This is a genomic window from Alteribacter natronophilus, assembly GCF_006007885.1.
Classification (GTDB): Bacteria; Bacillota; Bacilli; order Bacillales; family Salisediminibacteriaceae; genus Alteribacter; species Alteribacter natronophilus.
Genome location: NZ_VCRO01000002.1, coordinates 120393 through 133863 on the forward strand (window position 1 = coordinate 120393; position 13471 = coordinate 133863).

13 protein-coding genes are annotated in these 13471 nt (G+C 50.7%); 8 read left to right on the top strand and 5 right to left on the bottom strand.

Translation table 11 applies throughout. The features are described 5' to 3' along the window. Positions 1–19 precede the first annotated feature (19 nt). Entirely contained in the window at positions 20–820 is an 801-nt protein-coding gene (pdxK, locus tag FGB90_RS07685; protein WP_138810248.1) for a pyridoxine/pyridoxal/pyridoxamine kinase, read from the bottom strand. A 107-nt stretch (positions 821–927) separates the two neighbouring features. Further along, positions 928–2166, bottom strand: coding sequence for an aminopeptidase (locus tag FGB90_RS07690; RefSeq protein ID WP_138810249.1), 1239 nt, complete (start codon positions 2164–2166; stop codon positions 928–930). 236 nt (positions 2167–2402) lie between these two features. On the opposite strand from FGB90_RS07690, the gene FGB90_RS07695 reads away from it, so the two are divergent. Both FGB90_RS07695 and FGB90_RS07700 read left to right on the top strand, forming a co-directional pair. Further along, on the top strand, positions 2403–4265 hold the full coding sequence (locus FGB90_RS07695; protein ID WP_138810250.1) for an LTA synthase family protein: 1863 nt from the start codon (positions 2403–2405) through the stop codon (positions 4263–4265). A gap of 478 nt (positions 4266–4743) precedes the next feature. Continuing rightward, positions 4744–5250 (top strand): hypothetical protein, encoded by a 507-nt coding sequence (locus FGB90_RS07700; protein ID WP_138810251.1) that lies wholly within the window; start codon positions 4744–4746, stop codon positions 5248–5250. Positions 5251–5562: 312 nt separating this feature from the next. Here FGB90_RS07700 and bshB2 read toward each other — a convergent pair whose 3' ends face one another. The 3 genes from bshB2 to FGB90_RS07715 form a co-directional block, all read right to left on the bottom strand. After that, positions 5563–6234, bottom strand: coding sequence for a bacillithiol biosynthesis deacetylase BshB2 (gene bshB2, locus FGB90_RS07705; RefSeq protein ID WP_138810671.1), 672 nt, complete (start codon positions 6232–6234; stop codon positions 5563–5565). A 45-nt stretch (positions 6235–6279) separates the two neighbouring features. Beyond that, complete coding sequence (locus FGB90_RS07710) at positions 6280–6630, bottom strand: YojF family protein (protein ID WP_138810252.1); 351 nt, start codon at positions 6628–6630, stop codon at positions 6280–6282. 86 nt (positions 6631–6716) lie between these two features. Further along, positions 6717–7700 carry an ATP-grasp domain-containing protein gene (locus FGB90_RS07715; protein ID WP_138810672.1) on the bottom strand — a complete coding sequence of 328 codons (984 nt, stop codon included), beginning with the start codon at positions 7698–7700 and terminating at the stop codon, positions 6717–6719. Positions 7701–7965: 265 nt separating this feature from the next. Here FGB90_RS07715 and FGB90_RS07720 point away from each other — a divergent pair, with 265 nt between their 5' ends. The 6 genes from FGB90_RS07720 to FGB90_RS07745 all read left to right on the top strand — a co-directional run bounded on the left by FGB90_RS07720 (position 7966) and on the right by FGB90_RS07745 (position 13420). Then, positions 7966–8925 carry a carbohydrate kinase family protein gene (locus FGB90_RS07720; RefSeq protein WP_138810253.1) on the top strand — a complete coding sequence of 320 codons (960 nt, stop codon included), beginning with the start codon at positions 7966–7968 and terminating at the stop codon, positions 8923–8925. A 3-nt stretch (positions 8926–8928) separates the two neighbouring features. Beyond that, positions 8929–10383 (top strand): glycoside hydrolase family 32 protein, encoded by a 1455-nt coding sequence (locus tag FGB90_RS07725; RefSeq protein WP_171051752.1) that lies wholly within the window; start codon positions 8929–8931, stop codon positions 10381–10383. 283 nt (positions 10384–10666) lie between these two features. Further along, positions 10667–11356 carry a DNA alkylation repair protein gene (locus FGB90_RS07730; protein WP_138810255.1) on the top strand — a complete coding sequence of 230 codons (690 nt, stop codon included), beginning with the start codon at positions 10667–10669 and terminating at the stop codon, positions 11354–11356. Between the two features lie 7 nt (positions 11357–11363). Continuing rightward, positions 11364–11870: a GNAT family N-acetyltransferase gene (locus tag FGB90_RS07735; RefSeq protein WP_246056102.1), complete on the top strand. Its 507-nt coding sequence runs from the start codon at positions 11364–11366 to the stop codon at positions 11868–11870. A gap of 34 nt (positions 11871–11904) precedes the next feature. Beyond that, entirely contained in the window at positions 11905–12606 is a 702-nt protein-coding gene (locus tag FGB90_RS07740; RefSeq protein ID WP_138810256.1) for a uracil-DNA glycosylase, read from the top strand. Next, complete coding sequence (locus FGB90_RS07745; protein ID WP_138810257.1) at positions 12596–13420, top strand: aldo/keto reductase; 825 nt, start codon at positions 12596–12598, stop codon at positions 13418–13420. The genes FGB90_RS07740 and FGB90_RS07745 overlap by 11 nt, the downstream gene beginning before the upstream one ends. Positions 13421–13471: the final 51 nt, after the last annotated feature.

Below are 13471 nucleotides of genomic sequence, written 5' to 3' on the forward strand. Positions count from 1 at the left end.
AGTCTTTTTCGTATCACTATCAGCCGCGGTTCGCGAAACGCTTAACCGGTCCGATATATTCGTTAAGTGCAAAAGAGCCCTGAATGGCTTTTGTAATAAACTCTTTCGCGTCACGGATTGATGTTTTTACATCTTTACCGTGGGCAAGGCCTGCACAGATTGCTGCGGAATACGTGCAGCCTGCACCGTGTGTGTAGTCGGTGTCTACCTGATCCGACTCCAGAAGCTCGTAATCCTCGCCATCAAAAAGTACGTCAACAGCTGTATCGCCGATGTCGCTGCCGCCTTTAATGAGGACATAATCTGCACCAAGTTCCTTAATGCGTGCAGCAGCCTGCTTCATGTCGTTAACCGATTCGATCGGGGCTACCCCGCTCAGCTGGGAAGCTTCGAACAGGTTCGGCGTCACAACCGTTGCTGCCGGCACAAGATGCTCCCGGTAGCTTACGGTATGTTCAGGGTGAAGGGGTTCGTCAGCTCCTTTACAAACCATAACGGGATCGACTACAACGTTTTTTACGCCTTTATCCCTGATGGTTCTGGCAGCCATTTCGATCATGTCACTGGATCCGAGCATGCCGGTCTTCATGGCATCGACGCCTACGCCGTCCAGAACGGTTTCAAGCTGTGTTTCCACTGTATCGAGGGGCTGCGGGAAGACGTTATGGGCCCAGCCGTTTTTAGGGTCCATCGTCACGATCGTGGTCAGGGCTGTCATGCCGTACACGCCAAGTTCCTGAAACGTGCTCAGGTCTGCCTGGATCCCGGCCCCGCCGCTTGTATCTGAACCTGCAATTGTAAGTGCTTTTTTCATTGTCATCTGTCACGTACCTCCTTTAAGGGTGTCGGGTTCATTATAGTACATTTTCCGCTTCATAAAAACGGAGAGCCGCTGGGGATTCCCAGGCTCTCCTGATTTTAACCGGATTAGTCGTTTGTGGCCCACTCGCCGTTCCGGAAAACAGGCTCGCGGCTTCCGTCTTCCTTAATGCCGTCGATGTCCATTTCACCTGAACCGATCATGAAATCAACGTGGGTAATACTGCTGTTGATCCCGCGTTGCTCTAGCTCTTCCTTGGACATTTCCGGTCCGCCTTTTACGCAGAACGTGTAGGCACTTCCAAGCGCAATGTGATTGGAGGCATTTTCGTCGTAAAGTGTGTTATAGAAAAGAATGCCGGACTGGGAGATCGGAGAGCTGTGAGGAACGAGCGCCACTTCGCCCAGGAACCGTGCCCCTTCATCGGTGTCGAGAAGGTGTTTGAGCGTTTCTTCTCCTTCTTCGGCTTTGAAGTCCGTTACTTTCCCGTTTTCAAATGTAAGAGAGAACCCATCAATGACATTTCCGCTGTAGTTAAGCGGCTTTGTGTTGCGGACAGTTCCGTTCACGCCGTCTTTTTTCGGTACCGTGAACACTTCCTCTGTCGGCATGTTGGCGATGAAGTGAGTGCCGTCAACGTTGGCACCGCCGCCGCCTTTCCAGATGTGTCCTTCCGGAAGTTCAATTGTAAGGTCTGTCCCTTCAGCAGTATAGTGAAGAGCCGTATATTTCTGTTCGTTCAGGAACTTCGCTTTTGTCTGAAGCGTTTTGTCGTGCTTTTTCCAGGCCTCCACAGGATCCTGCGTGTTGACGCGGACTGCGTCGAACATGGCTTCCCAGAGCTTTTCAACCGCTTCTTCCTCCGAAGCATCCGGGAACACCTTCTTAGCCCAGCCCACTGAAGGGGCCGCTGATACGCACCAGGCGACTTTGTCTGACTGGATATACTGTCGGAAGGTGTTTGTTGCCTGTCCGGCTGTTTTATTGTTGGTGGCAACCCGCTCAGCAGGTACACCTTTGAACAGGTCAGGGTCTGTTGATTTGATCGTCAGAAACGCAGCTCCGCGCTCGGCCAGTGTTTCCAGCCCTTTTGCCTTCCACTCTGGAAATTCCTTAAACGCCTCCATAGGGGCAAGATCGTAACGAATGCGGGCGGATTCATCATCATGCCATTCAATGTGAACGTTCTTGGCACCTGCTTCGTAGCATTCCCGCACAACTTTCCGGGTGAAATCCGGGGAAGTGACAGGGGCGTTAACGACTACATCCTGGCCCTCCTGCACGTTAATGCCCATGCGGACGACGAGTTCTGCATACTTTGACAGCTTCTGATCGAATTGACTCATAGTTGAAAACGTCCTTTCACAAATAGTTTTATGTACACCTTTTACCAGTTTAACAGGTTTTACTCTCTTTTTGAAACTTTCGGAAAATAACCCCGGGTGTTGGCAGCAGGAAGGGAGGGTATGATGATAGTGTACATTGTGCAATTTCGTGTAAAAACACTCACAGGATTTGTTAGCGATCTGGAAAATCGCATAAAATGATAGGTACCAGGTTGACCCCGAGAGGTGCGGATTTTATGAAAGAATTTATAAAGAATCACCGGTTTGTTCTCATCTGTCTTCTCACACTGTGGGTGAAGACATTTATTGTATCCACGTTTATTTTTCAGGTGTCCACGGCTGATATGCTGGAGACCGTTATATTTATACTCAATCCCTTATCTTTTATCCTGATCCTTTTTTCATTCGGACTTTTAATGAAGCCGGGGGTACAGCGGTGGTATCTGTTTATCTGTACCCTTCTGCTCAGCATTGTCCTTTACAGTAACGCGGTTTATTTCAGGGAATTTACCGATATCATTACGCTTCCGATGCTTGTAATGGGCGGAAATGCAGGGGACCTCAGTACGAGTGTTTTTGAGCTTATTCAATGGTACGATGTGCTGTTCTTTCTGGACATCCTTGTTTTTGCCGTTCTGCTGTGGAAAAAGCCCGCGCTGCTTACCGTGACGCAGCTGCCGCTCAGGAAAAATAAGAAGGTGTACGGCGGCCTGATTGGTGCTGCGCTGGTGGTGATCGGTCTTTCCCAGCTCGATCAGCCGGAAAATCCGGAAACGATGACCCATACGTTTGACCGGGAGGGCCTCATTCAGCGCTACGGTCTTTATAACTTTTACGTGTACGATGCAGTTATTCATACACGGACGGCAGCACAGGCTATATTTTCTGAGGAAGACGAGTGGAATGATATAAACGAGCACCGGGCTGCCTACAGGGCTCTTCCGAATTCCGAGATGCACGGTATTGCCAGGGATAAAAATGTGGTTGTGATCAGTCTTGAATCAATTGAGAGTTTCGTTATTGGAGAGACAGCTGGCGGGGAGGAGATTACGCCATACCTGAACGAACTTATTGAGGAAAGCTACTACTTTCCGAATTTCTACGACCAGACCGGTCAGGGGAAAACGTCAGATGCCGAGTTTATGATTAACAATTCTCTTTATCCTGTGGGCAGGGGAGCTGTGTTTCACACCCACAGTGAAAATGAATATACATCACTGCCGAATACGCTCCGGAGAGCAGGCTATGAAACTGTCTCCTTTCACGCGAATGACCGGACCTTTTACAATCGTGATGTGATGTACGAAAATCTCGGGTACGATTATTACTACTCGGGAAGCTACTTTGACATTACCGAGGAGAACAGTGTCGGCTGGGGATTGAAGGATATCGACTTCTTCCGGCAGTCCATGGATTACGTGGAAGAGCTCAGTGAGCCGTTTTATGCGACGTTTCTCACACTGACAAACCATTTTCCATATGAACTGGATGAGGAGGATCATTTCATTGATCCCCTTGATTCCGAAAGCGAGATCCTGAGCCGCTATATCCCTACAGTCCGGTACACGGATGAAGCAGTCAGGCTGTTTATGGAGGATATGAAGGAAGCGGGGCTCTATGAGGATACGGTGTTTGTCATGTACGGAGACCATTACGGGATTGCTGAGAGCCATAACGATGCCATGGGTGAGTTTCTCGGCAAGGACATCGATCCCTACGAAAACGTCCAGCTTGCAAGGGTCCCGCTGATTATTCACATCCCCGGCCAGGAAGGGGAAGAGGTGGAAACGATTTCCGGTAAAGTGGACGTCATGCCGACCCTCCTGAACCTTCTGGGAATTCCCGAGCACCCGCGCGTGATGTTCGGTTCGGATCTCTTTGCCCAGTTCAGGGAGAACTTTGTGGTACTGCGTAACGGTGACATTGTCACAGATGAGTACATGTATACCGCGAATACCTGCTATGAAAGGGGCAGTAAACAGATTGTACATGAGGAGGCGTGCAGTCCGATCAGGGACAGGGGGGAATGGGAACTGTTTTATTCCGATTCCATCATCTTTGGCGACCTCATCCGCTTCCGTGATGTTGATGATATGTAGAATAACAAGGCTGCGCCGAATTACGGTGCGGTCTTTTTTTAGCTGTTTTCGGAAAGATTGTTGTTTTTTCCGCTGCAGGCGGACGCTTTCCGCGGGCATCGCTTCAGCCTCCTCGGGAGTACTTCTGCTTCTTCCTCTGCAAGGTAATCATCGAAGCTGTATGCGTCGAAGCAGCTCGAAGCGATCACAGGATGTAACGCTCGCAGCTGATGCTATTCCCGCTGGAGTCGCCGCCTTTCGCTGCATAATCAATTTAATCATTAACAACAATCTATACGAACACAGCCTTTTCTTTGCGTTGCGGGGAAGTTTAAAACATCACTTGCAGGGGTAAAGATTACATTCATGCACGAAATAAATATGATGAAATACCATGATAGAATAGAACCTTTGTCGAAAGTTTCAATAAACTTTGAATAGTACGAGTTCTTCTGGTATAGTTTTGAACTAAACCTCAAAAAAGGAAGGAGGTTACGTCATGTACGGACCATTCACCGGATTTTATGTGAGATATGTACTGAGCTGGCTTGTGTTCGGAATTCTTGGGCCGGTCATCATTAACCCATATTCTTCACTATACTCTTTGCTCAGTATTGCTGTGGCGGTTCTGATCACTTTCGGGATTGATGCTGCAGCGGGAGTGATGGCCAGAAAGAAAGCCGAATTGATGGTAAAGGAAAAAGCAGTCTGTATGGTAAAGGCGTACCGGCACGGCAACGGACGGCGTGGTTATCTCGTTGTGACCGACTCCTACATGCTGTTTGTGCCTGTGTTCAGAAAGATCAGGACAGTGCTGGAAAACCGGAACATTGTCAGAAAGGATGTTGACGGGCTTACAGCGGAAGTAACCGCCCGCGTACGGCACCAGTACCGTACTTTCACATTTTCCATCCTCACAAGACAGAAGCTTCTTTCTGCTCTGGAAGATGCGGTTAAGGAAAAACTGCCCCATCACCGGTCCTCAGTAAAAAAAGAACAAGTCTGACGAAAACGTCCTCTCTCAGAAAAACTGAAAAGGGGGCGTTTTTAATTTTAGGCTCTGTTAAAGTCTATTATTGATTTCCTCTCACTGCCCTCCCTTTCCGCGGGCACCACTGCAGCCTCCTCGGGAAACCCCCCCTGCGGGGTCTTCCGTCGGTGCTTTTCCCGCAGGAGTGTCGGGCGTTCGCTCCATTCAACTTTCTCAAGCCTTAACACAGCCAAATATGTATTCAAAAAATGCAGCACAGTAAATCCTGTCTCCAGCGTACAAAAAAAGAGAGGATGCCTAAGCGGCAGCCTCTCTTTTTGCGTGCAGTCAGCTTTTATCAACCGGAAAAGTCCAGAAGCGTTCCGTGTTCATCCGCTCCATGACCGTTTCGTCCTGGTCGAGAAAGCGCTGTTTCATCGTCTGGAATACACCGGCTGTCTGTGACTGGTGGGCCTCAATAACTTTCATTTTCTGACTGGAAAAGCGGCTTACGTCGTGAACGATGTCAGGTTCCCCGAGGATATCCTCACAGCCTTCGGAAAAGGCGAGGGCATGAACAGTCGGGCGGTCATCGGGCTGGATTTTTTTCACTGCCTGAATAACGGCCGCTGCTGTGGCGTTATGGTCGGGGTGAACGGCATAACCCGGATAAAACGTAATAATGAGGCTCGGTTTCACGTCATCAATTACTTCGGAAATCCGGTCGATGAGAAGACCCTCATCCGTAAATTCAATCGTTTTATCTCTCATCCCGAAACGGCGCAGATCCTCGATCCCGAGAAGCCGGCAGGCCTCCTCAAGTTCTTTCAGGCGGATATCCGGGAGGGTTTCCCGGTTGGCAATAAGCGGGCGACCCATATTGCGGCCCATCTCTCCCAGAGTCAGGCACACGTACGTAACCGGTGTACCGCTCTGTGTGTGCGACAGTATGGTCCCGGCAACGCCGAAAGCTTCATCATCGGGATGGGGGAAAATGACAAGTACGTGGTCTTCCATGATCGTCACATCCTTTCAGGTATATCATTCAACAGAAGGTGCAGTGGCTTACTTGCGGAACGGCTTTTCGCTCAGCTGAAAGGCGATGGCCAGCTTTCCGTCCGGATCATGGCCGGCAAAGAGAATCTGATTCTGACTGTCGATTTCCCAGTCAGTCAGTCCCTCGGCATAAGCCCAGCCTCCTTCAAGCTCGAGACCGATCCGGTAGGGGCCTTCACCGGTTATTTTTCCCTGCACATATTTGATTCGGGCATTTCTGAGAAACGTTCCGACTGAGAAAAAGCCCTGGTTGTTGTGAGAGGCATAGGCCCCATTCGTTGTTTCCAGGTGAACATACAATTCTTTTCCTGCATATTCGCTGATCGTTTCCTGGACGAGGCGCGGATCAATCGGTTTCATGTAGGGAATCCCTCCTGGCTGGTTCGGTTTGCTATCAGTGTACTAAAACGAGCGTCCGTTGTCGTGCAGGGACGCTCAGAATTGAATCAGGAATGTACGGATGAGCCGCTCTCAAGGGCATGCAGTTCTTTTTTCAGGTAAGCGGCCAGTTCCTTCATTCCGTAGACCCCTGCAGTATTTTCCGCATTGGGATTATAGTTTGTATTCGTGTTTACATCATACGTAAAGATCGTGCCGTCTGCATCTTCAATGAACTCGATTCCCGCAAACGCGATGCCGTTCGCAGCGAGGAACGCTTCATATTTCTGAATAAGCGGACTGGAAAAGCCCTCGATGATTTCAAATTTCGGCCGTTTTTCCGGAGCTGCTTTAAATCCGTCGCCAGCCCCAGTCGTTGGGCAGGCTTCCACCGTTTCCCCGATGTCACAGGCTTCTGCAGGGCAGAGTTCAAAACCCTCCGACGTATCCACGCGTACCGCATACAGAAATTTTCCGCCGATGAATTCACACCGGGTAATCGTCCGTGTGGGAGAGTCGATGAACTGCTGGAGGAGCGTGATGCCGTCCACAGAATCATCGAACGCGCCGCCTGCAGCATACCGCTGCAGACTTTCTGCAGTGTCAAACCGCATCACACCAAGGCCTTTGCCTGCACGGTTATGCTTTGTAATAAAAGGTGCAGGGAACGACTGCGCTGCTTTCCCAAGCTGCTGTGCCCCCACTGCAGCGACGGTGTCGGGGGTGCGGATGCCGAACTGCTTAAGCTTTTCGTACTGCAGGACTTTGCTCAGCTCAAGCTGAAGGGCGCGGCTGTCGTTCAGCACTGTGCGGCCGTGGCTTTCAAGCCAGGCAATTACAGCCTGGGCAAGCTCAGGCGCGTAGCGGTGTCCCCGGGTGTGGGAGGAGGCGCTCATCCGGTTGTAGAAGATCCCTTCCGGAGGTGCTTCCTGAAGATTAACGGTCCCCTCTGCCAGGTGCCAGTCCTCATAAGGAACTTCAAGGGCAGTAAGCGCTTCTTTAAGGGGGGCAGTCCACTCATCGTTTTCATGGATGATATATATTTTACTCATCATAAATCGTCCTCTCTTATACGTAATATAGTCTCTAATTCCGATTAAGGTGATAGGTATTGTTTATCTTAACAATTTTCAGGCGATTTTGCCACGTTCCGGAGCTCTTCAGGAGAGGGAAAAGCAGCTGGTAATATCTGCGATAAAACAGGCATACCGGGAGAAGCTATAAAAGTGCGTGAGAACGGATTGAGGATTGCAGGGGACCCCGGGTTGTGGCACCATTAACGTTAGCTTTACCTGTACACGAATGGAGGAGTAACGAATGAAAAAAGGAATTGTATGTCTTGGAGAAGCACTGATTGATTTCATTCCCCTGGACAGTGACAATAAATCATTTCACAAAAGTCCCGGCGGTGCGCCTGCCAATGTGGCAGTAGGTGCTGCGCAGCTCGGGGCACATACATCGTTTATTGGAAAAGTAGGGGAGGATGTGCTCGGCAGATTCCTGAAAGAAACACTGGACGGTTACCGCGTACATACAGACAGAATGTTTTTCTCTCAGGACGTGAGAACAGGAGTGGTCTTTGTCACACTCGATGCGGCGGGTGAGCGGAGCTTTGATTTTTACATCGACCCGAGTGCGGACCGCTTCCTTGAAGAAGACGAGGTTGACGATAACCTGTTTGAGGAGCACAACCTTCTGCATTTCGGTTCCATCAGCCTGATCAGTGAGCCGGCACGGTCGGCAACGAAAAAAGCGGTAAGACTTGCCCGGGATAAAGGAGCCATTGTTTCCTATGATCCGAACCTGCGGATGATGCTGTGGGACAGTGAGGAAGCTGCACGTGAACAAATAGTGTCGATGCTCGGTGAGGCGGATGTGGTTAAAATCTCCGAAGAGGAACTCGAGTTTATCACCGGGGAAAAAGAGATCGAATCAGGCGTTCAGGCGCTTGCGAGTTATAATATTCCTCTTCTCCTTGTCACTATGGGTGGAGAGGGGAGCCACGTGTTTGCAGGCGGCAATCACATTCACGTCCCTGCCATGAAAGTGGACGCAGTGGATACGACCGGAGCGGGGGACGCCTTTGTTTCCGGCATGCTCTATCAGCTCCATATAAGCGAAAAGCCGGTCGACAGCCTCACAGCGGAAGAAGCAGGACGGATGGCGGAATTTGCAAGCGTATCGGGAGCCCTTGCCGCATCTACCAAGGGTGCAATGACTGCACTGCCGACTCTGGAGCAGGTAAACGGGATCCTTAATGAAAACGGTGGTGTTTAAATCATGACGGAGAAAGAACAGGAACTCATTCAGCAGGCTGAAGAAGCAGTCGGTAAAAATAAGAATAAAGTGGAGGCGGATCCGTACCGTCTCCGTTTTCACCTCATGTCCCCGGTCGGACTGATCAACGATCCGAACGGCTGGATTCAGTGGAACGGCACGTATCATATGTTCTACCAGTGGAACCCGATGAAACCGGGCCATGGTGCCAAGTTCTGGGGTCATTACACCTCTGAGGATCTTGTGAACTGGACGCATCAGCCCATTGCTCTTGCGCCGAGTGAATGGTTTGAAAAAAACGGCTGCTATTCCGGGAGCGCAGTGGATCTGGACGGCCGTCTTACGCTCTACTACACAGGAAATGTGAAAGACGACGAAGGGAACCGTTCTTCCTATCAGTGCATTGCCCAGTCGGATGACGGCATCACCTTTGACAAGCAGGGTCCCGTCATTGACGAGCTCCCGGACGGATACACCGCCCATTTCCGCGATCCGAAAGTATGGAAGCAGAACGGCATGTGGTATATGGTCATCGGTGCCCAGACTGAGGATCTGAAAGGCCACGCCCTTCTGTATCGTTCGGAAGACGGCCGGGACTGGACGTGCATGGGGCCGGTGGCTGGTGCTGAAATGGCCCCGCTTCAGGATTTCGGATACATGTGGGAGTGCCCGGATTTATTCAGCCTTGGTGACAAAGGTGTCCTGGTGGTGTCTCCTCAGGGACTTGAAGCTGAAGGAATGCATTACCGGAACGTCTATCAGGCAGGGTACTTTGCAGGTGAGTTGGATCTGGAGACACCGAAGTTTCACCACGGTGCTTTTGACGAGCTGGACCGCGGCTTTGAATTTTATGCTCCTCAGACGACAGAAGACGAGAACGGCCGCAGGATCCTTGTGGGCTGGATGGGTGTACCTGACCAGCAGGAGGATCAGCATCCCACAATCGAAAACGGCTGGATTCACTGTCTGACGATCCCCCGTGTGCTTACTCTCAGGGGCGACCGCCTCATCCAGACTCCTGCAGAGGAGCTGAGGGCACTTCGGTCCGGGGAAGTTTCACATGAAACGGTGACGATTGACGGCGGCGGGCAGGCTTTGGAAGGCGTTGCAGGGGACGTCATGGAGCTTGAGATCGATGTGAGCCGCATGGCGCCGTATTTTGAGATTGATCTGCGCGGGGAAGCTCGTATCATTTTTGACCGGGAGGCAAAAACGCTTACGTTCGAACGTAGAAACTTTGCAGACCGCCTCACGGAAAAAAGGCAGTGTCACTTGGAAGAGCTGCGCTCACTCCGGCTGTTTCTGGACACATCAAGTGTGGAACTGTTTGTTAACGGAGGAGAGGAAGTCTTCACTTCCCGCTACTTCCCGGCACCGGATAACCGGGAGATCCGCTTTGGCGCCACGGGACCGGCAGAGGTTTCCGTACGCAAATGGGCACTCGGCCAAACGGACTGAAAGTGGAAAAAAGGAAGGAAAAGGGACTGTCCACGGCGAACAGTACAGATGCAGAAGGCTGTTCCGGTATTTGTACCGGACAGTCTTTTTGCGTTGAATCCCGGGCTGACGGCGGGGGAAGCTGAACATAGCGAACACCCGGCTCAACGTAGCGAAAAAGGTGCCGAACATAGCGAACACCCGGGTCAACATAGCGAAAAAGGTGCTGAACATAGCGAATCACCCTGTCAGGCTGCCCGGAAACGCACGGTTCATTAACCAATCCATTACTGGAGGAGTCGAAATGACCTGGAAAGAAACCCTGGAAACACTGTTTCGTGCCCATGCGGCCAAATCCGCTTCCGGCCCAATGGAAAAATACATGAAAAACAACTTTCCTTTTCTCGGAATTAAAACACCGGAAAGAAAAGTACTCACAAAAAAGTTCCTCCGGGAAACAGCCATTCATAAAAACAGCTCACTGCCGACAGGAGAGCTTAAGGAAATCTGGAAACTTCCCGAACGGGAATTTCATTATACCGTAATAGAAATTACAGCCCGCATGCACAACGTTTACCGGGAAGAGGACCTGGCGTTCTTTGAGGAACTGGTCACGACAAACTCATGGTGGGATTCCGTGGATGGGATTGCACCGAACATTATCGGGGTATATTTTCAGAAGTACCCCGCAAAAGCGGCCTGCGCTGATAAATGGGCAGTTCATGATAATATATGGCTGAGGCGGACGGCAATCCTGTACCAGCTGAAGTATAAGGCCCGTACAGATGAAGAGCGCCTTTTTCACTACTGCCGCCTCAACAGGGAGCACCCTGAATTTTTTATCCGTAAAGCGATCGGCTGGGCGCTGAGAGAGTATTCCAAAACCGAACCGGAAAAAACGGCCTCCTATATACATGAAACCGGTCTTTCAAACCTGAGCAGAAAAGAGGGGCTGAAGCATATTCAGCGCAGGAAGATGCCAAAAGGAGTTTGATGCGTCAATGATTACATTTGAAATGGAACGGATCAGCGATGAACACCGAAAAGAACTGAAAACGTTTTTTACAGACCAGTGGGGGGACTGCAGGATGATTTATTCCCACGGGGAATACGACTGCAGTGAAATGGAGGGATTCGTTGCCCTGGACGGTGATGATACGATCATCGGTGCCGTGACTTTTTTCGATCACGAAGAAACAGGGGAACGTGAGATCATCTCCCTCGACAGCCTCATCGAACGCCGCGGAATCGGTGGCGGCCTCATGGAGCTTGCAGAACACGACGCTTACTCCAGCGGCCTGAAGGAGCTGTGTCTCGTGACAACGAACGATAACGTTCATGCTCTGGGTTTTTATCAGAAAAGAGGCTACCGCCTTACAGGAATCCGTCCTGATGCAGTCCGCAGCTGCAGAGACAAAAAGCCTTCCATACCAAAAAAGAATAAAGACGGCATTGCCATTCGTGATGAGTGGCAGCTTAGGAAAACCCTTCCTTCCCGAACAGGCTAGAAGCGGCATATAAAGGCAAAGGAGGTCCAAGCCAATGTGGAAAGAACTTCAGGACGAACGGACAGAGGATTATTACAGGGAACTCTGGTCTTTTCTTGAAGAGGAATACCGCAGTCACACCGTTTATCCTCCGAGGGAAGATCTTTTTCATGCACTTGAAACAACATCCTTTGAAAATACGAAAGTAGTTATTCTCGGCCAGGATCCGTATCACGGACCCGGTCAGGCTCATGGACTGAGCTTTTCGGTCCGGCCCGGAATCAAAACGCCTCCGTCACTTAAAAACATATTTAAGGAGCTTCACAGTGACCTCGGCTGTCCTGTACCTGAGCACGGATGTCTCGAGCCCTGGGCGGAGGAAGGGGTACTTCTGCTGAACACCGTGCTGACGGTCCGGCGCGGTGAGGCAGGCTCCCACAGAGGAGCAGGATGGGAGAAGTTCACCGACCGGATCATCATGAAGTTAAATGAACGTGAGAAACCCGTTGTGTTCATCCTCTGGGGAAAGCATGCGCGGGAGAAGAAGGCTCTCCTGACAAACGGCCGTCACACAGTGATTGAATCACCGCATCCGAGTCCTTTTTCAGCGAGGCGGGGGTTCTTCGGAAGTGCCCCGTTCTCAAAAGCCAACAATGCACTCACGAATGCAGATATAACGCCTGTGAACTGGGAACTTCCAGTCAGCAGTGAACATCTGAACGTAGAGAAGGGAGCAGACAGGACAAATGAAACCTGAAAAAGCAGCTATTACCTTAAACAACGGCATCACTATACCGCGTCTTGGACTCGGGGTTTATAAAGCAGAGGACGGCAGCCAGGTGATATCTGCTATACATGAAGCCGTGAAAGCAGGCTACCGGCTTATCGATACCGCAGCGGTTTATGAAAACGAACAGGGCGTCGGGGAAGCTGTAAGAACAGCTGACATTTCCCGTGAAGAGCTGTTTGTGACGACTAAAGTCTGGAATGACCGGCAGGGGTACGAGGAAACGCTGGCAGCCTTCGAGGAAAGCCGGGAAAAACTTGGACTCGATGTGATTGATCTCTACCTCGTTCACTGGCCGGTGACGGGGAAATTCAAAGATACGTGGCGTGCGCTGGAGAAGCTCTACAAAGAGGGCAGCGTCAGAGCTATTGGCGTAAGCAACTTCAACATTCATCACCTGGAAACGCTTCTTGAAGACGCTGAGGTCGTACCGGCGGTGAACCAGATGGAGTTTCATCCGCTGCTGACACTGCCTGAACTTCACGCCTACTGCCGGGAAAAGGGGATTCAGCTCCAAGCCTGGAGCCCTCTGACCCGGGGACGGATCTTTAATGACCCTCTGATCCAGGAGCTGTCTGTAAAGTACGGCAGAAGTCCGGCTCAGATTATTCTGCGCTGGGACGTGCAGAAGGAAGTAGTGACAATACCAAAGTCAGTTACGCCGGAGAGAATACGTGAAAACGCGCAGATCTTTGACTTTGAACTGAATGCCGGGGATATGGAGCGGATCGATGCCATGAACCGGCACCACCGTTTCAGCCAGGACCCGGATACTTTTGTGTAGGTTCTTTTCTTAAAGACTGCTGCTGTTTTCAAAATGAATTATGGAGCGGAA

Coding starts and splice junctions, on each gene's coding strand:
- FGB90_RS07735 (WP_246056102.1), top strand. CDS start 11,364: ATGATTACATTTGAAATGGAACGGATCAGCGATGAACACCGAAAAGAA.
- FGB90_RS07730 (WP_138810255.1), top strand. CDS start 10,667: ATGACCTGGAAAGAAACCCTGGAAACACTGTTTCGTGCCCATGCGGCC.
- FGB90_RS07695 (WP_138810250.1), top strand. CDS start 2,403: ATGAAAGAATTTATAAAGAATCACCGGTTTGTTCTCATCTGTCTTCTC.
- FGB90_RS07745 (WP_138810257.1), top strand. CDS start 12,596: ATGAAACCTGAAAAAGCAGCTATTACCTTAAACAACGGCATCACTATA.
- pdxK (WP_138810248.1), bottom strand. CDS start 820: ATGACAATGAAAAAAGCACTTACAATTGCAGGTTCAGATACAAGCGGC.
- FGB90_RS07740 (WP_138810256.1), top strand. CDS start 11,905: ATGTGGAAAGAACTTCAGGACGAACGGACAGAGGATTATTACAGGGAA.
- FGB90_RS07710 (WP_138810252.1), bottom strand. CDS start 6,630: ATGAAACCGATTGATCCGCGCCTCGTCCAGGAAACGATCAGCGAATAT.
- FGB90_RS07700 (WP_138810251.1), top strand. CDS start 4,744: ATGTACGGACCATTCACCGGATTTTATGTGAGATATGTACTGAGCTGG.
- FGB90_RS07725 (WP_171051752.1), top strand. CDS start 8,929: ATGACGGAGAAAGAACAGGAACTCATTCAGCAGGCTGAAGAAGCAGTC.
- FGB90_RS07690 (WP_138810249.1), bottom strand. CDS start 2,166: ATGAGTCAATTCGATCAGAAGCTGTCAAAGTATGCAGAACTCGTCGTC.
- FGB90_RS07715 (WP_138810672.1), bottom strand. CDS start 7,700: ATGAGTAAAATATATATCATCCATGAAAACGATGAGTGGACTGCCCCC.
- FGB90_RS07720 (WP_138810253.1), top strand. CDS start 7,966: ATGAAAAAAGGAATTGTATGTCTTGGAGAAGCACTGATTGATTTCATT.